The organism is Bacteroides uniformis (assembly GCF_025147485.1).
GTDB classification, from domain to species: Bacteria; Bacteroidota; Bacteroidia; order Bacteroidales; family Bacteroidaceae; genus Bacteroides; species Bacteroides uniformis.
The window spans coordinates 981,591-1,002,490 of sequence record NZ_CP102263.1 but is presented as its reverse complement, the minus strand read 5'-3'; the positions used below and the strand labels follow the sequence as shown (position 1 = coordinate 1,002,490).

Sequence of the window (20,900 nt, the reverse complement as noted above, 5' to 3'; positions counted from 1 at the left end):
CGCACGGCTGTGGTACGCCTTTCCCACAGCGGTGAAGAAGACGTGCCACAGCTGTGAAGAATATGCTTCACAGCCGTGGTTTTTCATCAATATATAGGGGTTGACAGAACAGACATAAGGGAATGACAGAACAAACATGAGGGGATAACGGAACGGACATAAGCACTCGACGCATTCCGTATCAGGGTATGAATAGCGGAATGCGTCGGGTGCTTGTGGGGGAATGATATGATATTTGTTCTTATGCCTTTACATACTTCCTTTTGGCTATCAGCACTGCCACGATGATACCTATCACCAGCAGCGCCAGTGCTCCGTAGGCGATGCCTTCCGTCACGTGCAGGCTGGTGGGGTCAAAGCGCATTTCGATGGTGTGCTGTCCGGCAGGAACATACATTGTGCGCAGGATATAGTCGGCGCGTGCCAGTTCGGCAGGCTGTCCGTCGATGGTTACGTGCCAGCCGTCCGGATAATAGATTTCGGAGAATACGGCAATACCGTCTTGGGCATTGTTCGTTTCGTACGTCAGGCGGTTAGGTGTGTAACTTGTCAGGCGGATGCTGGAGAGGCTGTCTTTATAACTTTCCGTGGTACCTTTCAGCACATCCTTGAAGCGGGCATCCACTACGGCTGTCTCTGTGGGTATGATGCTGTCCAGGGCGTCAATCTCTTCGTTGGCGTTGTTCACATACTGCACCTTGTTTACAAACCATGCATTGCCGTAGGCGTGCGGGTTGAGGATGGGAACGGTTTGTCTTTGCTGTCCTGCAGGGAAGATGAAGTATTTGGTGTTCAGCATGTTCAGTATGCGGAACTTATTGGCATCCACGCTGTCCATCTCACCTCCGGCGGTGGCAATGGCCTTGTAGGCCGCCTGCATTTCGGGAGAGATGTGATGCTCTATCATTTCCTGGTAGCGACGCAGCTTGGCCGGGTGATAACCGCCGACGCTTTTGTGCCAGTAGGAGGTGTTGTTGTCATCGAAGGTGCTGGTGGCAAAGTTCAATACACGATAGTCCAAGCTGGTATCTTGTAGTATCAGCTCGTCTGTATTCGTCTTGGTGAAGGTTTCCGTACGGATGGAGTGGGGCACGAACTGGGCATCATTCAGATAGCGCTTGTTGACCCCCCACATATCTGCCAGGCAGAGTATGGTGATACCTGCAATGGTCAGCGAGCTACGCAGCTTGCCGCTTGCATAGAGCCAGAGCAGGCTGCAGCCGATGCCTATGATGATGAAGCTACGCAGGGCGTCGCTGCTGACGAGTTCGGCACGCATCTCTCCCAAGTTGGCAAGGATGTCGGAGAGTTCGTTGGCGGGTATCATCTGCTGGTTGACGGCATTCTGCAGCATCTGTGCCTCTTGGGCGGGCACGTAGCCGGAGCCGATGCTGCCCGGGGCAATGGCAAGCAGCAGGGCGATGCCTGCAGTGAGCAGCAGGCTGATGCCGAGGGGCTTCTTTTCCTGTTTTAAGATTTCCGGCTCTTCGAGCAGGCGTTTCAGGGCAAAGATAGCCAGCAAAGGTATCGTGAACTCTGCTATGACAAGGATGGAGGACACGGCGCGGAACTTGTTGTACAACGGGACGTAATCGATGAAGAAATCCGTCAGCGGCATGAAGTTCTTGCCCCAGGACAAGACGATGGAGAAGAAGGTGGCTCCTATCAATGCCCACTTCAACGGTCCTTTCACGATGAAGCATCCCAGTACGAACAGAAACAAGACGAATGCTCCGACGTAGACGGGACCCGACGTCATGGGCTGGGTACCGAAATATTGTGTCAGTGAGCCGTACAGACTGCTGTACATCGGGTTTGCCTTGCTCATGGCAGTTTCACTCTGGCTGAGGGCGGCAGATGCTCCGCCTTTGAAGTTGGGCACCAGCAGAGTCAGTGTTTCGTCGATGCCGTAGCTCCACTGGGTGATGTAGTCGCGGTCCAGCCCGCTACTGGTCTGCTTGGCAGCGTCGCCGGTCTGCACCAGTTCGCTTTTGCCGCGCATGGTTTCTTTGCTGTAGGCATAGGTGTGATAGAGGTTGGATACGTTGGCGGCTATGCCGACGAGGGCTGCCACAATCAGTACGGCACTTGCCTTGAAGAACTGGGGCAATGTCTTGGTACGCCATGCTTTCTCGAAGTAGGCTCCCACAAAGAAAAGGATGACGAAGAAGAAGTAATAGGACATCTGCACGTGGTTCGAGGTGATTTGCAGGGCCACGAACAAGGCGGTGAGGATGCCTCCCCACAGCAGTTTCCCACGATAGGCGAGCACAATGCCTGCTATGGTGGGCGGCACGTAGGCAAGGGTGATGAACTTCCAGATGTGTCCGGCAGATATCAGGATGAAGAAATAGGACGAGAATGCCCACATGATACCGCCCAGTCCGGCCAGCCAGACCGGTATGCCGAAGACGCGCAGCAGGATGTAGAAGCCGAGCATCAGCATGAATGTGAGGCACACATAGTCGGGCAGGAAGAGTTGGTAGGCTTTCTGTACCCACTGCAGTGACTTGGTGGAGTCATACGAAGGGGCTATCTGATACATGGGCATACCGCCGAACAGCGAGTTTGTCCAACGGCTGCGTTCGCCCGTCTGTTCGTAATACTCCTTGACTTCTTGTCCTGCCCCTGCTCCTGCAGCCGTGTCGTGCTGAAAGAGAATACGGTTTTCTATATCCGCCGGGAAGAAGTAGGCGAAGGAAAGGAGGACGAATGCCAAGATGGCAATAAGATCGGGAAGAAGCTTCTTCATGAGTTATAAGTTATGAGTTATCAATTAATCAATTGTGGGGCAAAGATAGTGCAAACCGAATACAGAACTTTCATGCTTGCATGAAAAAGTTTTGTTGAGGTGCAGCCTATCTTCGCTTTTGTGGCAAAGATACATAAATGCAGATTGTTATTGTCACGTTATCGGCAGAATGTTGTACCTTTGCCTTTCCAAAAAAAGATTAAAGTGCTTTAACGATAATATGCAAGCTTAAATTATTATAGATATGACAATAGGGATAATCAGTGCAATGGACAGCGAACACCGCCGGTTGGTGGAGCGCTTGCAGGATAAGAATACGTCGGGCGATGGTAGTTTCCGCTATGTGGAAGGTACATTGGGCGGTAACCATGTAATCTTGACGCAATGCGGCATCGGTAAGGTGAGTGCAGCGGTAGGAGCTTCGGAACTGATACGGCGCTTTTCTCCGGACTGCATCGTCAGCACCGGTGTGGCGGGCGGCATTGATGCTTGCCTGAAGGTGACGGATGTAGTGGCAAGCCAACGTCTGGTGTATCACGACGTCTGGTGCGGCGACGGTAACGAGTACGGACAAGTGCAAGGTTTTCCCGCCTCTTACGAGGGATGTTCCTCTCTGTTGAAACATGCCTTGTCGCTGAACGAAGCCGGAATGGAAAGCCGCATCCACAGCGGACTTGTCTGTACCGGCGACCAGTTCATCACCAACCGTACGGAGCTGGATACCATCAAGCAACGTTTCCCCGACGGTCTTGCCGTTGATATGGAGTCTGCCGCCATTGCGCAGACTTGCTATCTGTACAATGTTCCTTTTCTCAGCTTCCGCATCATCAGCGACACACCCGGAGTAGAGGACCATGCTTCGCAGTATGCCGATTTCTGGGGAACCATGGCAGAGCGTTCGTTCCTCACGATATGGACCTTCCTCTCCACCCTTCCCAGCAATTTATAACTCATAACTTATAACTCATAACTCATGAAGAAGATTCCTAGTTTTACAATCGACCACATCCGTTTGTTGCGCGGCATTTACATATCCCGCCAGGATGAAGTGAACGGAGAAACAGTCACTACTTTCGACATCCGTATGAAAGAGCCCAATCGTGAGCCTGCTTTGGGACAAGGTGCTCTGCACACCATCGAACACCTTGCCGCCACCTACCTGCGCAACGACCCGCAGTGGCAGGACAAGATTATCTATTGGGGCCCCATGGGCTGCCTCACCGGTAATTATCTGCTGATGAAAGGTGACTTGAAGCCGCAGGACATACTGACACTGATGCAGGACACCTTCCGCTTTGTTGCCGAATATGAAGGTGAAGTCCCCGGTGCCGCTCCGCAAGATTGCGGCAACTACCTGCTCCACGACCTTCCGATGGCTAAATGGGAGTCTGCCAAATACCTGCATGAGGTCTTGGAACAGATGAAAGAGGAGAATATGAAGTATCCGGAAAAAGAAGAAAAATAAGGGGGTTAGCGATTAGGGATTAAGGATGGGTTTATGCCTATATTAAAGTCTATGCGGCCCCAAATAATCCCTAATCGCTAACCCCTTATCTCTTATCCTTTATTATCACACAATCTCAATCCCCTGCTCCTTGCAAAGCTGTAATCCCAGGTCTTTCAGCTTGAATTTCTGTATCTTGCCACTTCCCGTCATGGGGAATTCTTTGATGAAGAAGATATACTTGGGTATCTTGTAGCGGGATATTTTGCCGATGCAGAAGTCTCGTACATCCGATTCGTGCATATCCACTTCTTCGTGCAGGATGATGAAAGCGCCTACGGCTTCACCGTATTTCTTAGAGGGAATACCGGCTACCTGCACGTCTTTTACGCCTTCCAGTTGATAGAGGAACTCTTCTATCTCGCGGGGATAGATATTTTCACCACCGCGGATAATCATGTCCTTGATGCGTCCTGTGATGCGGTAATTGCCGTCCTCGTCCTTTATTCCAAGGTCTCCCGAGTGCAGGAAACCGTTCTCGTCAATGACTTCGGCCGTGGCTTCCGGGTTTTTGTAGTAACCTTTCATGGTGTTGTATCCGCGGTTGCACATTTCACCTTGTACGCCTACGGGACACTCTTCTCCGGTTTCGGGGTCGATAACCTTTACTTCCGTATGTTCAAAGTCGTGTCCTACGGTATTGCAACGTACATCGAACGGGTCGTCTATCCGGGTGGCGGTCATTCCGGGAGCAGCTTCGGTCAGCCCGTAAACGCTGGTTACCTTCATGTACATTTTCTCTTCCACCTGCTTCATCAGCTCTACCGGGCAGAGGGAACCTGCCATGATACCCGTACGGAGGCTGGACATGTCGAACATGTCGAACATCGGATGGTTCAGTTCGGCAATGAACATGGTGGGTACGCCGTAAAGTGCCGTGCAGCGCTCCTTGTGGATAGAGGCGAGCACTACCAGTGGGTTGAAGCGTTCCACCATTACTTCTGTACAGCCGTGTGTCAGGCAGTTCATGGTGGCAAGTACCACGCCAAAGCAGTGGAACAATGGTACGCAGACGCAGAGCTTGTCATCGGCGGTAAACTTCATGTGCTCACCGGTAAGGAAACCGTTGTTGGCAATGTTGTAGTGGGTCAGCATGACGCCTTTCGGGAATCCCGTAGTGCCGGAGGTGTATTGCATGTTCACTACATCGTGGCAAGTGACCTGACTTTTGAGCTCATTCAGGCGGCTGTCTTCTATATTGTCGCCCAAGAGAAGTATTTCGGCCGTGTTGTACATGCCCCGGTGCTTCTCCTGCCCCACGTAGATGACGTTTTTCATATAAGGGAAACGTTCGCTTTTCAAGTGTCCGCGTTGGCAAGTCTTCAGTTCCGGAAGCATGGTATAGGTCATCTGCACAAAGTCACTGTCCTTTTCGCCATTGACGATGCAGAGGGTATGCATGTCGGAGTTCTGGCAGAGATATTCCAGCTCGGACTGTTTGTAGTTGGTGTTTACCGTTACGTAGACGGCACCTATCTTGGCGCAAGCGTATAATAGAGTCAGCCAGTCGGGTACATTGGCTGCCCAGATACCTACGTGTGTTCCCCGTTCCACGCCGATGGCGATAAGTCCTTTGGCCATGTCGTCCACCCGGCGGTTGAACTGGCTCCAGGTGAAGCGCAGGTTGCGGTCAGAGTAAACGATATATTCTTTGTCTGGTGTTGTTTCGGCCCAATGTTCCAACCATTGGCCGAGGGTACGTTCGTATAACATGATGTGGAAGTTGAAAGTGGAAAGTTGAAAGGTGAAAATAGAAAGTATTTATCATTTTCCATTTTCACCTTTTAATTTTCCATTAATTTAAATTGGTGTATAAACTACTGCAAGTATCTTGGCTGCCTGCCCTTCATAGGCGTGTACGTGGTGCGGAACGATGGAATCGTAATAGATGCTGTCACCTTCTTCGAGCAGGTAGGTGTTTTTGCCGTAACTGATTTCCATGGTCCCTTCCATCACCATGATGAATTCTTCGCCTTCGTGTGAGGAGAGTACAAAGTCACTGTCGTCCGTAGCGGCCACATCAATGATAAACGGCTCCATATGGCGGTCGGCTTTGGATTTGGAGAGTGAATGATACTCCATATGCTTGCGGCTGTGGATGGCATTGTTGGAGAAACTGATACTGTTCTGCGACTCGTCCTTACGGCAGACCACGGGACCGTTCTCATCCTGGTCGTCAAGAAAAGTTCCCAAACGTACACCCAGCACACGAGCTATCTTGATGAGGGGAGCCAGTGACGGGAGGTCGATGTTGTTTTCTATACGTTCAATCTGTTCGATAGCAAGTCCCGAACGCTGTGCCAGTTCTTCCATACTGATGGATTGGCTTTCACGGAGTGATTTTATTTTTTCTCCTACAATTTTGCTGGTATCCATAATGATAGTATTTTGGGGTCGAAAAGTTATAATTTATAGTTCTTAAACCGCAAAAATAAGAGAAACTTTTACTTGATGCAACATTCTGAGGGAAAATATTGCTGAAATATCTCCGCAGGTCGGCTTATTTGTATAATATTCTTCTGTTCTGTTTCTCTTTCTTCCCCAAAGTTCTGTTTATAGCCGCTTCAAGTCTTGTTCCGATACGTGCTTTCCTTTGTACGCTTTGCCTGCTGCATTGAAACGATAGCTTAGGTTCAGGGAGAAGCTGCGCGAGTCCGGGTTTGCCTTTTTCGTATAGGTCAGCCGGGGACCGAACAGCATGAAGGAGCCATACCGGGAATTCCACAGGTCATTGGCTTGCAGTCCGAGCGTCAGCCTTTTGTTGAAGAATGTTTTGCGGATGCCAGCGTCTATGCCCCAATAGGAACGTTGCAGCATGGCGCCGAAGTTGCCTTCGCTCTGGTAGTCGGCATCAAGGGAGAGAGTCCACTCGTCCGGAAGCTGGAGACTGTTTTGCAGAAAGAGGTAAATGCTGCCGCGGTTCATATTCTTGCTACTGCCTTGATTGGTGACTTTGAAGAACGGTTGGGCGAAGTAAATGCCGAGCTCCGGTTTCCAGATGCCGACGGTGGGTGACAGATGGGCAGAGGCGGTGAGATACTGCATCCGTTTGAAATTTCCGGTAGTGAAGATGACAACATCCGGATTGTCCTCGTATTCTTTGGTCATGAAGGCAATGGCATTGCGGCGGTATTGGTAGTTAAGTCCGAATTGTACCCACTTGTAAAGGGCCGTGAACTGCAGGTCGTGGTTGGTTTCGGGGGTGAGCAGTGGGTTTCCGCCTTCGTAGATGAAACGGTTGTTATAACTCAGTGTGCTACGTAGCTGGAAGAAGCTGGGGCGGTTGCTTTTGGCTGTATAGCTGAGATTGGCTTGGGCTTTGCCGAGAGGAAAGTCTACCGATAGGTTGGGGCACCAGTCATTGTAAGTACGACTTTGACCGGACACGTACTTTTCCTGCTCCCAATAGTCGGAGACGGCATGCTCGAAGCGCAGTCCTGCAAGAAGGCTGATTTTTCCTAATGTCAGTGAGTATTCGGCAAAGACGGCGGACTTGCTTTCGTCGATTCGACTGTCTGTATCGGGAAGTATGTGCTGCCGGTTCAGGAAATTGTCATTTCGCCGGATGAAGGTGTAATCGGCACCGGTCTTCAGTTCACCTTTCCAAAGGGGATGGGTCAGAATCAACTTGGCGGCATAAAGGCGGTTGTCGGCGTGGTTGAAAGAGCTGATGTCGCGATTGCCTTCGGTCTGGCTTTCTTCTTGAGCCTCCTGGTGATTATAACTTTTGCCGTATACCAGGTCGGTGTTGAAGTTTATGTGGAGTTGCTTTATGCTGCCCTGATAGTAGGCATTCAGCTGGTGCCGGTTGGTTTGCTGCAAGTTTTGGGAGGAATGTATGGTGTGATCGGCCAATTCTTCATTTGCCCGGACGGTATATGCCGAATGGTCACTGCTGTGATAATCGGGGGTACGATGAAACTCATAGGAGGCACCGAGGCTGTGTTGGGGGGTGAAGTCGTAACTGGCGCTTGCTTTTCCTCCGGCAAGTAGTCCCTTATTATATAAGTGAACCCGGTTATTTACATCCCATTGTATTTCGGACGGTATCTGGTAGCGAACCTCCTGGTGGCGTTTTCTGTTTTCATAATTGGTGTACAGCATGCCCAGCAGGGACAGTCCTTTCTTCTGATAATTCAGATTGACTTGTCCGTAATGGCTGTTGCGTCTCCGTTGGGTGATTCCTGCACGGAAATTACCGCCAAAACTGTCTCTTTTGTTACGTACGGTGCGTATGCGTACAACGGCTTTAACGGTAGCATCGTACTCTGCACCCGGGTTGGTGATGAGCTCCACTTTTTCAATATCGGCGGCAGAGAGGCGTTGCAGTTCGGAGTTGTCTTGCAGAAGGCGGTTATCTATATAGATGACCGGTGTCCCTTTGCCAAAAACGGTATACCCCTCATCAGAGGAGCGTAGTCCGGGGATATGTTTCAATACGTCGTTGGCATCATTCAAGGATGCGAGCAGGGTTTGCCGTACGCTTGTCTCCAACTTTCCGCCCTTTAGTCGGAAAACGGGGCGGGCGGCGGTGATGACGGTTTCCGCAAGTAGCACGGCATCGGTTTGCAATATCCAGTTGTGGGTACTCCCGGTGGGGCAAGGCTGGCAAAGGGCTTTGTAACCGATGGAAGAAACTTGTAGTAGATAGTTTCCGGGAGTGGGAGGGAGAAGTTCAAAACTACCGTCGCTTCGGCTACACGTTCCTTGTATGAAGGTGGAATCTTCGGAAAGGAGGGCGATGTTGGCAAACTCTATCGGTTGCTTTTCCTCTGTGAGAATTTTACCTCGGATGGAGGGTGTTGCCGGGCTGGTTTGTGCTTTTGTTGTCGTGACGCTCATTAGGAGCAGGGCAAGAATACATATTATCTGTTTCATGTTCCGGTTGTTGTTTGATTTCGGGACACGAAGGTATCCGCTTTCTGCCGGGATGGAAGAAACAAAAAGCGGATAGTTGTCTGACATTTGCCTGACAATAGACTGACAATACTTTCTTTTGTCCTTTTAAAGGGGGAAGATGATTACTTTTCTGTATCCATCTCTCCGGTGAACGAGATGGACTGTTTGTTCATGGGTTGCACATGGATACTGGTAGAACCATCGGGAAAGATGGTGAGGCGGTACTCATAATTGTCTTCATCACTACGGGTCTTGAAGTCTATTTGGATTTTGCCTTTTTTGAGTGCTCTGGTTGTGTATCCGGTGATGGATGCATTGAAATTCAGGCTCTTGCCTCCTCCATACGGAGCATTGTAGGCCACTCCAAAGTAAGGCAGGTAAGAGAAAACGGAGTCGTTTCTGATTTCCAGTGTGTAGTTGGTGGTCAAGTTACGGCTACCGCCTCTCATCGGTTGCATCCGATCTACGTTGATTTTGTATTGTTTAGCAGCAATAGCTTCTTTTACAGCACGTTCAGTGCGCTCTTTCTTTTCGTTACGGTTTTGGGCGGTTGTCGGCATTGCGACAGTCAGGCAGATTAGCCCTAATAGGATAAGTTTGTTAGTCTTCATGATTCTATAATGTTTAGGTTTTTATTTCCAGTCCGTAGGCGCGGCCACGATCTGTTGTTATTCTGAGGTTGCTGTTATCCTCGACAATGGGCTTCAGACGCCGTATCAATGTGTAAAGCGTTTCGTCTGCATTGTCTTTTCCCGGCCATAGCGATTGGCAGATGTCGGATTTGAAAAGTAGGTGTGAGGAAGAAAGGTAGAACATCTCCATCAGTGTGTACTGCATGGGGGTGAGTTTTAGCTTTTCCTGCTGTTCGTTATAGAAGCAGGCTTCCTGGAGGGAAAGCGAAAGGTTGCCGAAGGTAATGAAGTTTTCTTGTTGCTGCCCGTTACTGGCATTAGTCTTTGTGCGCCGACGGAAATAGAAAAAGGTGAATCCTCCCCACAGCAGGGCGGCCAATAGCAATGTTGCCGGAATTGTCTGCTTGGATAAGCTGAACAGCATGGTAGCTGAGCAACGGGCATATCCCCGGAAGGAAAGTGTCAGTCCAGATGCATCGGCTGTGGTGGAGAGCCATACCAATGTGTCGCTGGCAAGACATCCGGCAGGAATCTCATTGAATACGGTGGCGGGAGAGTTCTTTTTCAGTATATGCAGCGAAAGGGTAGAGACATCTTTCAATCCGGTGATGGACAATGCTTCGGTAAAGGCTCTGTGGGAACCGTTTACAGAAACGGGGGCACCTATCACTTCTTGTAGTTTGGCATAAGTCTGGATTGTGTCCGCATTCAACCATAATCCCTTGTTCTGCAATACTGTGCGTTGCAGTGCCTGGTTCAGGTCAGAGACCACACGTTGTTCTGCCTGCGAATAGCTGCGATAACCGAAGCCGAATGATAGCAGTATCAATAGAAAAGTGATTGCTATCGAAAGATTTGCTGCTGATACTTTTCTTTTCATGGATACAAAATTAGGTATAAATCGGATTATAAACAAAAAAGGAAGTTTCCTTTTGGAAAACTTCCTTTTTTAATGGTTTTGCCGCAAGTAGATTACTTACGCAAGCCGAGTTCTTTGACGATAGCACGATATCTGGTGATGTCGCGGTCCTTCAGATAAGTCAGCAACGCACGGCGTTTACCTACCAACATAGTCAAAGCTCTTTCTGTACTATAATCCTTTCTGTTGAGCTTAAGGTGCTCAGTCAGACGAGCAATACGGTAGGAAAACAAAGCTATCTGAGCCTCAGCTGAGCCAGTATCAGTGTTAGACTTTCCGTATTTGCCGAAGATTTCTTGCTTTTTAGCAGCGTCTAAATACATAATGTTTAATTAAAAGTTATTATAAATATTCCCTTTCGGGGCTGCAAAGATAGGGATAAACTTTTATATCACAATGATATTCAGCAAAAAAATCATATCTATACTGCATATCTAATCCAAAATCACTAACTTTGTCGCTTGAAAATAATAGGTATTATATGCAAAAGATTAGAAACATTGCAATTATTGCCCATGTGGACCATGGGAAAACGACGCTCGTTGACAAGATGCTTTTGGCCGGAAACCTTTTCCGCAGCAACCAGAGCACAGGTGAATTAATGTTGGATAACAATGACCTGGAGCGTGAACGAGGTATAACGATTCTCTCAAAGAACGTTTCTATCAACTACAAAGACACCAAGATTAACATTATTGATACTCCGGGACACAGTGACTTCGGAGGTGAAGTGGAACGTGTATTGAATATGGCGGATGGATGCATTCTGCTTGTGGATGCTTTCGAAGGTCCTATGCCGCAGACACGGTTTGTATTGCAGAAAGCTCTGCAGATTGGTCTGAAACCTATCGTTGTTGTGAATAAGGTGGATAAGCCAAATTGCCGTCCCGAAGAAGTGTACGAGATGGTGTTCGACTTGATGTTCAGCCTGAATGCAACCGAGGACCAGCTGGATTTCCCCGTTATCTACGGTTCTGCCAAGAATAATTGGATGAGTACCGACTGGCAGCAGCCGACTGATAACATTTATCCGCTTCTGGACTGTATCTTGGAGAATATTCCTGCCCCCGAACAGTTGGAGGGTACACCGCAAATGCTGGTTACTTCGCTGGATTATTCTTCGTATACCGGGCGTATTGCTGTGGGCCGCGTACACCGTGGCATATTGAAAGAAGGCATGAATGTGTCTTTGGCAAAGCGTGACGGGAGTATCGTGAAATCAAAAATCAAGGAATTGCATACATTCGAAGGTATGGGCCGTGTAAAGGTGCAGGAAGTGTCTTCCGGTGACATCTGTGCGTTGGTAGGTATCGAAGGATTCGAAATCGGAGATACGGTCTGCGATTACGAAAATCCGGAAGCGTTGCCGCCTATTGCCATTGATGAACCTACGATGAGTATGCTCTTCACCATTAATGACTCTCCGTTCTTCGGTAAGGAAGGTAAGTTTGTTACTTCCCGCCACATCCACGACCGTTTGATGAAGGAGTTGGATAAGAATCTTGCACTTCGCGTGCGCAAGAGCGAGGAAGACGGCAAGTGGATTGTTTCCGGCCGTGGCGTGCTTCATCTTTCCGTACTGATTGAGACCATGCGTCGTGAAGGGTATGAGTTGCAGGTAGGGCAACCGCAGGTAATCTTCAAGGAGATTGACGGCGTGAAATGCGAACCTATTGAAGAGCTTACCATCAATGTTCCCGAAGAATATGCCAGCAAGATGATTGATATGGTGACCCGTCGTAAAGGTGAAATGGTGAAGATGGAAAGTGCCGGCGAACGTGTAAATCTTGAGTTCGACATGCCGTCGCGCGGTATCATCGGTCTGCGTACCAATGTGTTGACCGCTTCTGCCGGCGAGGCTATCATGGCACACCGTTTTAAGGAATATCAACCGTATAAGGGTGAGATTGAACGGCGTACCAACGGTTCTATGATTGCCATGGAGTCCGGTACGGCTTTTGCCTATGCCATTGACAAGTTGCAGGACCGCGGCAAATTCTTCATTTTCCCGCAGGAAGAGGTTTATGCAGGCCAAGTAGTGGGCGAGCATTCCCATGACAACGACTTGGTGATTAATGTAACGAAGTCCAAGAAGCTTACCAATATGCGTGCCAGTGGTTCGGATGACAAGGCACGTCTGATTCCTCCCGTACAGTTCTCTCTTGAGGAGGCACTGGAGTACATCAAGGAGGATGAATATGTGGAAGTTACTCCTAAATCAATGCGTATGCGTAAGGTTATCCTCGATGAGCTTGAGCGTAAACGCGCAAACAAGAACTGATAAACAGAAGAGTTTTAGTTGTTATATATGAAAGGAGTGCCCTGCCGAAAGGTGAGGCACTCCTTTTTATTGTCGTCATTCAAACGAAAGTCAATCGATGAATTTTACCTTTGCCGCATTACGGGGTTTGGCAGCGGGCGTTTCGTCCGGATAGCCGAAAGCGATACAGTAAAGTAGCTGATAGCCTTCCGGAATATCCAGTTTCTTCAGGTATTCGGCAGCAGCCGGAGTAGAGGTCATGAAGCGCGTGGGACCGCCCAAGCAGCAAGAACCGATTCCCATGGACCAGGCTGATAGAATCATATTCTCACCCAACAGTCCACAGTCAATCTGTGAAAGGTCATAAGACGGGTCATTGGCAATAAATACTACTGTAGAAGCGTTGCGGAACATGTTCTTGAATTTCGGGTCTTCGGCGGCTTTGGGATTTTCCTTCTTGTAGATTTCCGTAATTCCGTTGATGAAATCCGGGTTATCCACTACACGCACTTCCCACGATTGCTTGTTCTGTCCGTTGGGTGCATTGATACCGCAATCCAGGATAATCTGCATGGTGTCGCGATTCACGGCTTGCGGTTTGTACTGGCGGATGCTGCGGCGTGACATGATGGTTTCAATCACCGTATTCTCTTTGCTTTCATTTGCATTGGCAACTTGGGTCTCTTTCTGGACCTGGGCACCGCAACTGCAGAGCAGCAACAAACTTGCGCCTGCCAACATCAATCTGATACTTTTCATATTGCTTTATTTGAATAATGGTTTCTGCAAAACTACTAAAACTTTCGGATTATCAATGAGATAGAGATATTAAAAAAGAAAAAAGGCATCTCCCGGAGGAGATACCTTTTCCATATGTTTCTAACTTTATTGTCAGATTAGAGCTTCGGACCAGCAGCAACCAAAGCCTTACCAGCTTCGTTGCCAGTGAACTTAGCGAAGTTCTTGATGAAGCGGCCAGCCAGGTCTTTTGCTTTTTCTTCCCATTGGCAAGCGCATTCGTAAGTATCGCGAGGATCAAGAATCTTCGGATCTACATTAGGCAATTCAGTAGGAACCACGAAGTCGAAGAAAGGAATAACCTTCGTCGGAGCCTTGTCGATAGAACCGTCGAGGATAGCGTCGATGATACCACGAGTATCTTTGATAGAGATACGTTTGCCGCTACCGTTCCAACCAGTGTTAACCAAGTATGCCTTAGCACCAACCTTGTTCATCTTCTTAACCAATTCTTCTGCATATTTAGTAGGATGCAGGCTCAGGAAAGCAGCACCGAAGCAAGCAGAGAATGTCGGAGTCGGTTCAGTGATACCACGTTCTGTACCAGCCAACTTAGCAGTAAAGCCAGACAAGAAGTAGTACTGAGCTTGTTCAGGGTTCAAGATAGATACCGGAGGTAATACACCGAATGCGTCAGCAGACAAGAAGATTACCTGGTGAGCGTGAGGACCCTTAGAAACCGGTTTAACAATGTTATTGATGTGGTAGATAGGATAAGAAACACGAGTGTTTTCTGTTACGCTCTTGTCAGCGAAGTCAATCTTACCGTCAGCAGCTACTGTAACATTCTCCAACAGAGCGTCACGCTTGATGGCAGCGTAGATATCGGGTTCGCTTTCTTTATCCAAGTTAATAACCTTAGCGTAGCAACCACCTTCGTAGTTGAATACACCTTCGTCATCCCATCCGTGTTCATCGTCACCGATCAACAGACGTTTCGGGTCAGTTGACAAGGTAGTCTTACCAGTACCGGACAGACCGAAGAAGATAGCAGAGTCAGTACCTTCCATGTTAGTGTTGGCAGAGCAGTGCATAGAAGCGATACCACGCAACGGGTTCTTGTAGTTCATGATAGAGAACATACCCTTCTTCATTTCACCACCGTACCAAGTGTTCAAGATAACCTGTTCGTTGGTCTTCAAGTTGAATACAGTAGCTGTTTCAGAGTTCAGACCCAGTTCCTTGTAGTTGTCAACTTTTGCCTTAGAAGCGTTGAATGATACGAAATCGGGTTCTCCGTAGTTAGCCAGTTCTTCAGCAGTCGGGCGGATGAACATGTTAGTTACGAAGTGAGCCTGCCATGCCACTTCCATGATGAAACGTACTTTCATACGAGTAGCGGGGTTGGCGCCACAGAAAGTATCAACAACGAACAGACGCTTGCCGCTCAATTCCTTTACAGCCTTAGCCTTTAGGTCAGCCCAAGCTTCTTCAGAGCAAGGTTTGTTGTCGTTTTTGTATTCTTCAGAAGTCCACCATACAGAATCCTTGCTGGCTTCATTCATTACGAAGAATTTATCTTTAGGAGAACGACCGGTATAGATACCTGTCATTACATTTACAGCACCCAGTTCAGTTACCTGACCTTTTTCAAAACCTTCCAAACCTGGTTTGGTTTCTTCTGCGAACAGTACATCGTAAGACGGGTTGTGGATAATTTCCTTCACGTCTTGGATACCGTACTTGCTTAAATCTAAATTTGCCATTTCTTTTAATGATTTAAAATGTTGGTATTTGGTTTATAATCTCTTTCCTTAATCTCTTTTACCTTTGATTTACAAGGAAAAACGGGTGTAGAAAAGCTCTTTTTTTCCTGCTTTTCAGCAGGTCCCTTGTTTTTCGCCTACAAAAGTAATACTTTCTTTTTAAAGAAAAGCTCTATTAGAGAAATTTTTCTCTAATAGGAAATCTTTTATAAAACCATAACAATATCTGCTAACTGAATGTTGCAAATTGGGTGAAATTCGTTTACTTTGCACATCAAAACATTCTATAATTATGAAGGTTATCAACTTTGCCGAGACAAATTCTGTCTTGAACCAATACGTGGCAGAAATTCGTGATGTAGCAGTCCAGGGCGACCGTATGCGTTTCCGCCGTAATATTGAACGCATTGGAGAGATAATGGCGTATGAAATGAGTAAGGAACTGACGTATTCTGTCAAGCAGGTACAGACTCCCTTGGGAGTGGCGTCGGTCAGCACACCCGATGACGAGGTGGTGATTGCCACTGTTTTCCGTGCTGGGCTGCCCTTGCATACTGGGTTTTTGAATATGTTCGACCATGCCGGGAATGCTTTTGTTTCCGCTTACCGTTATTATAAGGATAAGGAATGCCGTACGGTGGATGTACACATCGAATACATCGCTACTCCGGATTTGTCCAAGAAGACATTATTGATTGTAGACCCGATGCTTGCCACGGGAGAAAGTATGGAATTGGCCTGGAAGGCCTTCGTCACCAAGGGGATGCCGGCCAAGTTGCAGATAGCTTGTGTCATAGCCAGCCAGCAGGGCGTAGAGCATCTGGAAAAGCTGTTCCCTGGAGATGAAGTGACCTTGTGGTGTGCAGCAATCGACCCGGAGATGAACGAGCATTCCTATATCGTTCCCGGGCTGGGAGATGCCGGAGATTTGGCGTTCGGTGACAAGATATAAGGTTCATATATCTTTTCCATCAGCCTTTTCCCAAGTGCGGGCCTATAATGACCCGGTTCATAATAATTGTGGATGTCTTCCGTGTATTCGTTGATACCGGTGAAATCAAATACATTCCGTTTTCCGAAGAAGCGCTTCAGTGTCTTTACGTCGGCAGGGTTTATGTTGACTTGCAGGTAGTCGGGACTGATAATGATTTTTACATCGGTATCATGTTTCCGGCAAATCCACTTTATTTCCTGCAACAGATTGATTTGCTTTTCCCTGAGCACTTGGGGGGCTTCCCGGTATTTCCCGTCTCTATAATTCTTCATTTTCTCTTTGGTGAATTCTCCTTTCCGGTTTTCCCAGTACTTATCTCCCTCTTCCTTTATCATTTTCTCTCTGGGATTTAACACGTCATTGGTTACCGGGTTTCGGGTGGAGCCATAGGGGTTTATAACCCCTTTCATGTAAGGGCGATAGGTATGGAACAGCTTGTAGTCCAGATAGGGGAAGAGAAAGTTCGGGTAGAAGAAGGCTTGGCAGAATTCCTTCTGAAACTTGAAGCTGCTTATTCCCGATATGGCGGGCGGCAGAATGTTGGAATGTCCGGTGAGGCAACGGTCGTTGTGCAATGATTCCTTGTCGATAATCAGCAGTAGGTTCTTGATTGTTGCACCTGCCTTGTCCAGTGCCTTCAGCTTCAGGCAGACGGCGGCAAGGCTTTCGGCATTTCCGAATAGCCGTACGGCTCTTCCGCCGTGGAGGTATTTCTCCCATTCATGGCATTGATAAGCCATAGTGCAGGAGTTTCCCATGATATAGGAGTCGATGGGGATGGTATCCCGGTTGTTCAGATACATCTGCCACCCCACGTGCCCTTCGTTTAGTACAACCGGGGTTTGGTCGTATCGTTCATAGTTCTTCAGGACCATGAAAGGGTCGTCCAGGAAATAGACTGCCAGTAGGGCTATAAAAGGGATAAAAAGGATAAAGAGCTTTTTCATGAAACGTATGGCTGCGTTCCGTTCGCTGTTTTTCTTCATCATGTGTCTTTATTGTCAAAATTGTAAATATATGAAGCTGTCCGAGTTGAACTGTCCCAGTGTGAAAAGTATTATGGCGAGCAGATAATAGATACTCCATCTTACGGCTGCCGGCTGTCGTCCGAGGGCTTCCAGCAAATCATGCTTGGACATGAAATATTCGTAAACCAATATCAGTACGAGTGCGCTTCCTGCCACAATGCTGTTGTGGTCCGGCATTCCGATGTTCATTTCCTTCCAACTGTAATGTACGCCGAAGGAGAGGTGGCTGATGTAGTGGAACGCTTCGGCCATAGAACTTGCCCGGAAGAATATCAGAGATACGGCAAAAAGTAGGTAGGTCCTTACGACGGATAATGTGGCATATAAGCGGCTTCCCAATTGGGCTTTCAGTCTGCGGTGAAATGCTGTGGTCTTCATCTCGTAGAAGATGATGACACCTTGAATTAGTCCGTAGACAGCGAAGTTCCATCCGGCACCATGCCAGATACCCAGTCCCGTGAAGGTCAGCGCCAGACTTAGAAATACGCCCCATTGTCCCCATCCACGCAGGCTCGAGGACAACGGGAGGTACAGATAGTCGCGTACCCAGAATGAAAGCGACATGTGCCATCGGCGCCAGAAGTCGGCAGTGGTCTGCGCAATGAACGGCCGGTTGAAGTTTGGGCTGAGCTTGAATCCCAGCATGCGCGCTCCTCCCAATGCGATGTCGGTATATCCGGAGAAGTCGGCATACAGCTCTATCGGATATAGGAGGCATGCCATCAGCAATTGCACGCCTGAGGCTGTGTATACCGACCCGAAGACACCGTCTATGTATGGGGCGATGGAGTCGGCCAGTATCAGTTTCTTTATCAGTCCCACGACAATCAGTCTCATTCCGTAGACCATGGATGCATAGTCCGTAGCTTTGCAGGACTTCAGTTGGGGGAGCATGTCACCTGCCCTTTCTATGGGACCGGAAAGGAACTTCATGAAGAAGAGCATGTATATCATGAAGTCGGGCAGGCTCTTTTCCGGTTCTTCTTCTTGCCAATAGATTTCTGTCAGGTACGAAATGGCCTGGAAAGTATAGAAAGAGATTCCCAGCGGAAAAAGGATGTGGCAGTCTGTAAGCCGGTCGGCATACCGGAATGCCAACCAGCTCACGACCAGAAAACACACACCTGAAAAATAAATTCCCTTCATGCTGCTTTCCCGCTTGGTCTGTCCTATCCATTTGCCAAGGTAGAAGGTGGTAAGCGTGAGGATGAGGGCCGTTATCAGAAAAGTGAGGTGGTAGAAGCCTATGAAGAGGCAGCTGGCTGTCAGTAAGGTCGCTTTTCTGAATCGTGAAGGAAGCGTATGGTATAGAATGAAAGTACACGCAAACAGTACGACGAAGTTCAGGGATATGAATGACATTTCCTAGTTGGTTTTGGTTAAAATGGCATGGCAGATGTCTCCCACGTTTTTGAGTTTTACAATATCTCTGAAGGTGAAGCGTACATTGAATTTCTTCTCTATCTTGTTTATCAGTTGCATGTTGGTCAGTGAATCCCATCCTTCCACATCCTGGGCGGTGGTCTCATTGTCAAGTACAATGTTCTCTCTTTTCAGTACCTCCCGAAAGATGAGGCTCATTTCATTCAAAATAGTCTGTGTATCCATTGTCAAGTTTAAATTAGTTCTTGTATTTTCTTTCTGTCTGTTTTGCTACTGGTGTTCAGCGGAAACTGTTCCAGGCAATGCATATGCTTGGGAATCATGTAGTAGGGAAGCCTGCTATACAGATATTCCTCTATCTGCTGTTTGTCGAGCTGTTTCTTCTCTACGACGAGATGCAGTTCGCACTGGTTGTCGTTGTCGTATTTGGGAATGACGACTACACGGCATTCACCGTTGAAAAAGTTTTTTGCCACATGTTCAATCTCGCTCAGCTCAATGCGAAATCCTTGTATCTTTATCTGTGAGTCTTTTCGTCCGCAATAGATGATGTCACCGTCGGCATCCATCCGGCAGAGGTCTCCCGTCTTGTAGTATACTTTTCCATTGGCGGTCTCTACGAGGCATTCCCCGTTTTTTTCGGGAGCATTCCAGTATCCACCCATCACTTGATTGCCGCTAATCCATAGTTCGCCGGTTTCTCCGGTAGGCAGCGGGCGACCGTCGTTATCCATAATTAGGGCATCGATGCCTTCGAAAGGCCTTCCGATAGCGGTCATGCCGTTGTGATGCTTGCAGGAGGTGACGGGTATCCGGTAGGCAGTGCAGTAGATGGTTCCCTCTGTCGGTCCGTATAGGTTTATGAAAGAGGCATTGGGGACACATTTTCTGAAAGCATCCAACAGCTCCGCGTCAGAAGCCTCGGCAGTAACCACTAGATATCTAAGTGCGGGGAGGTGTATCTCCGGAAAATAGGGACGTAGCAGCTGGAGCAGTGAAGGGGCCACGGCAGCGAAGGTCAGGTCGTATTTTTCCAGAGTTTCAATTACGTTGATGTATTTCACGCCTTCCGGAGAAACGGTGTATATGCAAGCACCCAGCGTCAGCGGATATAGAAAGGATACGATGGAAACGTCGAAAGTGAGTTCGAACATCTGCAGCATCCGGTCGTTCTCGTCCAGTTGCCAGTCGAGGCGGTGGTAGGCGGTATAGAAAGCATTCAGGTTACGGCGGGAGATGGGTACTCCTTTGGGTTCGCCCGTGCTTCCGGAGGTAAAGATGATGTAGGCATTTTCCTCTTCTGCCGTATGGAGGATGTCTTCTGCGGCATGGAACGTGGCGGAGTTCTCTGCCTGCTCTATTTCGGAGGTACATATCAGTTCCAGATTCCGGGTGTCGAGGTTCAAGACATGGATATTCTCGGTATGCAGCACGAGGCGAATGCCTGCCGAGTCGGCAATTCTGTCGTTCCTATGTTTGGGGTAGGAAGGATGCAGGATGACGTATGTCTTTCCGCAAATCAGTGCAGATAGTATGGATGCGTATGTTTCCAGTCTGTTTTCTGCGACGATGCCGATAATTTTGTCTTCTCTGTCCTTGAATAGGGAGGATATTTTCTGTACGCAAGTTGCCAGCTCTCCATAAGTGCAGGCCGTGTCTTCGATGACGAATGCCGGTCGGTCGGCATATTTGCCGAAGGCTTTCATGATGTCGCCAATCAAGTCATTTGGATACTTTTTCATTTAGTCCGTTATGTTATAGTTCAGTTTTTGCGGAAGCGATGTTTGTCCGTCGTTCATTAAAGACAGTGGTTTCCCGCAATCTCCCTACCGGGAAATCCTTAAGATTTCTAAAAAAGGAGGGATACTGTTCGGAATAAAAGAAACAGAGGGGGCAAATACATACTCACCACAGGATAGCACGGATTAACACTGCTAAAAGCTCTTTATTATCAGAACTCCTAAGGCAATCTGTGTTAATCCGTGTTATTCTGTGGTGAGTATGATATACTCTTCGGGCAAAATG

The 20,900-nt window shown here is 48.2% G+C and carries 17 protein-coding genes; 4 read left to right on the top strand and 13 right to left on the bottom strand.

Going from position 1 to position 20,900, the window contains the following annotated elements; all coding sequences use genetic code 11:
• Positions 1-241 precede the first annotated feature (241 nt).
• On the bottom strand, positions 242-2,752 hold the full coding sequence (locus tag NQ510_RS03805) for a YfhO family protein (protein WP_005830759.1): 2,511 nt from the start codon (positions 2,750-2,752) through the stop codon (positions 242-244).
• Positions 2,753-2,996: 244 nt separating this feature from the next.
• Between NQ510_RS03805 and NQ510_RS03800 the strand changes: the two genes are divergently transcribed.
• Together NQ510_RS03800 and NQ510_RS03795 are read left to right on the top strand one after the other, a co-directional pair.
• Complete coding sequence (locus tag NQ510_RS03800; protein WP_005830756.1) at positions 2,997-3,701, top strand: 5'-methylthioadenosine/adenosylhomocysteine nucleosidase; 705 nt, start codon at positions 2,997-2,999, stop codon at positions 3,699-3,701.
• A gap of 24 nt (positions 3,702-3,725) precedes the next feature.
• Positions 3,726-4,217 carry an S-ribosylhomocysteine lyase gene (locus tag NQ510_RS03795; protein WP_005830754.1) on the top strand — a complete coding sequence of 164 codons (492 nt, stop codon included), beginning with the start codon at positions 3,726-3,728 and terminating at the stop codon, positions 4,215-4,217.
• Between the two features lie 105 nt (positions 4,218-4,322).
• Here NQ510_RS03795 and NQ510_RS03790 read toward each other — a convergent pair whose 3' ends face one another.
• The 6 genes from NQ510_RS03790 to rpsO all read right to left on the bottom strand — a co-directional run bounded on the left by NQ510_RS03790 (position 4,323) and on the right by rpsO (position 11,029).
• Positions 4,323-5,969 (bottom strand): AMP-binding protein, encoded by a 1,647-nt coding sequence (locus NQ510_RS03790; RefSeq protein ID WP_034525939.1) that lies wholly within the window; start codon positions 5,967-5,969, stop codon positions 4,323-4,325.
• 87 nt (positions 5,970-6,056) lie between these two features.
• Positions 6,057-6,632: a helix-turn-helix domain-containing protein gene (locus NQ510_RS03785; RefSeq protein ID WP_005830747.1), complete on the bottom strand. Its 576-nt coding sequence runs from the start codon at positions 6,630-6,632 to the stop codon at positions 6,057-6,059.
• Positions 6,633-6,809: 177 nt separating this feature from the next.
• A complete protein-coding gene (locus tag NQ510_RS03780; protein WP_005830745.1) occupies positions 6,810-9,134 on the bottom strand; it encodes an outer membrane beta-barrel family protein in 2,325 nt (774 codons plus the stop codon).
• A 143-nt stretch (positions 9,135-9,277) separates the two neighbouring features.
• Positions 9,278-9,766 carry a DUF4251 domain-containing protein gene (locus NQ510_RS03775; protein ID WP_005830743.1) on the bottom strand — a complete coding sequence of 163 codons (489 nt, stop codon included), beginning with the start codon at positions 9,764-9,766 and terminating at the stop codon, positions 9,278-9,280.
• Positions 9,767-9,779: 13 nt separating this feature from the next.
• Positions 9,780-10,667, bottom strand: a complete 888-nt coding sequence (locus NQ510_RS03770; protein ID WP_005830741.1) for a helix-turn-helix domain-containing protein — start codon at positions 10,665-10,667, stop codon at positions 9,780-9,782.
• 92 nt (positions 10,668-10,759) lie between these two features.
• Positions 10,760-11,029 carry a 30S ribosomal protein S15 gene (gene rpsO, locus NQ510_RS03765; RefSeq protein ID WP_005830737.1) on the bottom strand — a complete coding sequence of 90 codons (270 nt, stop codon included), beginning with the start codon at positions 11,027-11,029 and terminating at the stop codon, positions 10,760-10,762.
• A 158-nt stretch (positions 11,030-11,187) separates the two neighbouring features.
• Between rpsO and typA the strand changes: the two genes are divergently transcribed.
• Entirely contained in the window at positions 11,188-12,987 is a 1,800-nt protein-coding gene (gene typA / locus NQ510_RS03760; protein ID WP_005830735.1) for a translational GTPase TypA, read from the top strand.
• A gap of 90 nt (positions 12,988-13,077) precedes the next feature.
• On the opposite strand, the gene NQ510_RS03755 is transcribed toward typA, so the two are convergent.
• Both NQ510_RS03755 and pckA read right to left on the bottom strand, forming a co-directional pair.
• On the bottom strand, positions 13,078-13,725 hold the full coding sequence (locus NQ510_RS03755; protein WP_005830732.1) for a nitroreductase family protein: 648 nt from the start codon (positions 13,723-13,725) through the stop codon (positions 13,078-13,080).
• A gap of 137 nt (positions 13,726-13,862) precedes the next feature.
• On the bottom strand, positions 13,863-15,470 hold the full coding sequence (pckA, locus tag NQ510_RS03750) for a phosphoenolpyruvate carboxykinase (ATP) (protein WP_005830728.1): 1,608 nt from the start codon (positions 15,468-15,470) through the stop codon (positions 13,863-13,865).
• Positions 15,471-15,762: 292 nt separating this feature from the next.
• Here pckA and upp point away from each other — a divergent pair, with 292 nt between their 5' ends.
• On the top strand, positions 15,763-16,422 hold the full coding sequence (upp, locus tag NQ510_RS03745; protein ID WP_005830723.1) for a uracil phosphoribosyltransferase: 660 nt from the start codon (positions 15,763-15,765) through the stop codon (positions 16,420-16,422).
• Here upp and NQ510_RS03740 read toward each other — a convergent pair.
• Genes NQ510_RS03740 through NQ510_RS03725 form a run of 4 tightly spaced genes read right to left on the bottom strand, consistent with a single transcriptional unit; the run spans position 16,365 to position 20,617 of the window.
• Positions 16,365-17,453: a hypothetical protein gene (locus tag NQ510_RS03740; protein WP_005830721.1), complete on the bottom strand. Its 1,089-nt coding sequence runs from the start codon at positions 17,451-17,453 to the stop codon at positions 16,365-16,367. The two genes, upp and NQ510_RS03740, sit on opposite strands and share 58 nt — an antisense overlap.
• A gap of 12 nt (positions 17,454-17,465) precedes the next feature.
• Entirely contained in the window at positions 17,466-18,854 is a 1,389-nt protein-coding gene (locus tag NQ510_RS03735) for an MBOAT family O-acyltransferase (protein ID WP_005830719.1), read from the bottom strand.
• A gap of 3 nt (positions 18,855-18,857) precedes the next feature.
• On the bottom strand, positions 18,858-19,100 hold the full coding sequence (locus NQ510_RS03730) for an acyl carrier protein (RefSeq protein WP_005830717.1): 243 nt from the start codon (positions 19,098-19,100) through the stop codon (positions 18,858-18,860).
• An 8-nt stretch (positions 19,101-19,108) separates the two neighbouring features.
• Entirely contained in the window at positions 19,109-20,617 is a 1,509-nt protein-coding gene (locus NQ510_RS03725; protein WP_005830713.1) for an amino acid adenylation domain-containing protein, read from the bottom strand.
• Positions 20,618-20,900: the final 283 nt, after the last annotated feature.

Coding starts and splice junctions, on each gene's coding strand:
- NQ510_RS03795 (WP_005830754.1), top strand. CDS start 3,726: ATGAAGAAGATTCCTAGTTTTACAATCGACCACATCCGTTTGTTGCGC.
- NQ510_RS03735 (WP_005830719.1), bottom strand. CDS start 18,854: ATGTCATTCATATCCCTGAACTTCGTCGTACTGTTTGCGTGTACTTTC.
- pckA (WP_005830728.1), bottom strand. CDS start 15,470: ATGGCAAATTTAGATTTAAGCAAGTACGGTATCCAAGACGTGAAGGAA.
- NQ510_RS03725 (WP_005830713.1), bottom strand. CDS start 20,617: ATGAAAAAGTATCCAAATGACTTGATTGGCGACATCATGAAAGCCTTC.
- NQ510_RS03805 (WP_005830759.1), bottom strand. CDS start 2,752: ATGAAGAAGCTTCTTCCCGATCTTATTGCCATCTTGGCATTCGTCCTC.
- NQ510_RS03775 (WP_005830743.1), bottom strand. CDS start 9,766: ATGAAGACTAACAAACTTATCCTATTAGGGCTAATCTGCCTGACTGTC.
- NQ510_RS03800 (WP_005830756.1), top strand. CDS start 2,997: ATGACAATAGGGATAATCAGTGCAATGGACAGCGAACACCGCCGGTTG.
- NQ510_RS03730 (WP_005830717.1), bottom strand. CDS start 19,100: ATGGATACACAGACTATTTTGAATGAAATGAGCCTCATCTTTCGGGAG.
- NQ510_RS03755 (WP_005830732.1), bottom strand. CDS start 13,725: ATGAAAAGTATCAGATTGATGTTGGCAGGCGCAAGTTTGTTGCTGCTC.
- NQ510_RS03780 (WP_005830745.1), bottom strand. CDS start 9,134: ATGAAACAGATAATATGTATTCTTGCCCTGCTCCTAATGAGCGTCACG.
- NQ510_RS03790 (WP_034525939.1), bottom strand. CDS start 5,969: ATGTTATACGAACGTACCCTCGGCCAATGGTTGGAACATTGGGCCGAA.
- NQ510_RS03770 (WP_005830741.1), bottom strand. CDS start 10,667: ATGAAAAGAAAAGTATCAGCAGCAAATCTTTCGATAGCAATCACTTTT.
- typA (WP_005830735.1), top strand. CDS start 11,188: ATGCAAAAGATTAGAAACATTGCAATTATTGCCCATGTGGACCATGGG.
- rpsO (WP_005830737.1), bottom strand. CDS start 11,029: ATGTATTTAGACGCTGCTAAAAAGCAAGAAATCTTCGGCAAATACGGA.
- NQ510_RS03785 (WP_005830747.1), bottom strand. CDS start 6,632: ATGGATACCAGCAAAATTGTAGGAGAAAAAATAAAATCACTCCGTGAA.
- NQ510_RS03740 (WP_005830721.1), bottom strand. CDS start 17,453: ATGATGAAGAAAAACAGCGAACGGAACGCAGCCATACGTTTCATGAAA.
- upp (WP_005830723.1), top strand. CDS start 15,763: ATGAAGGTTATCAACTTTGCCGAGACAAATTCTGTCTTGAACCAATAC.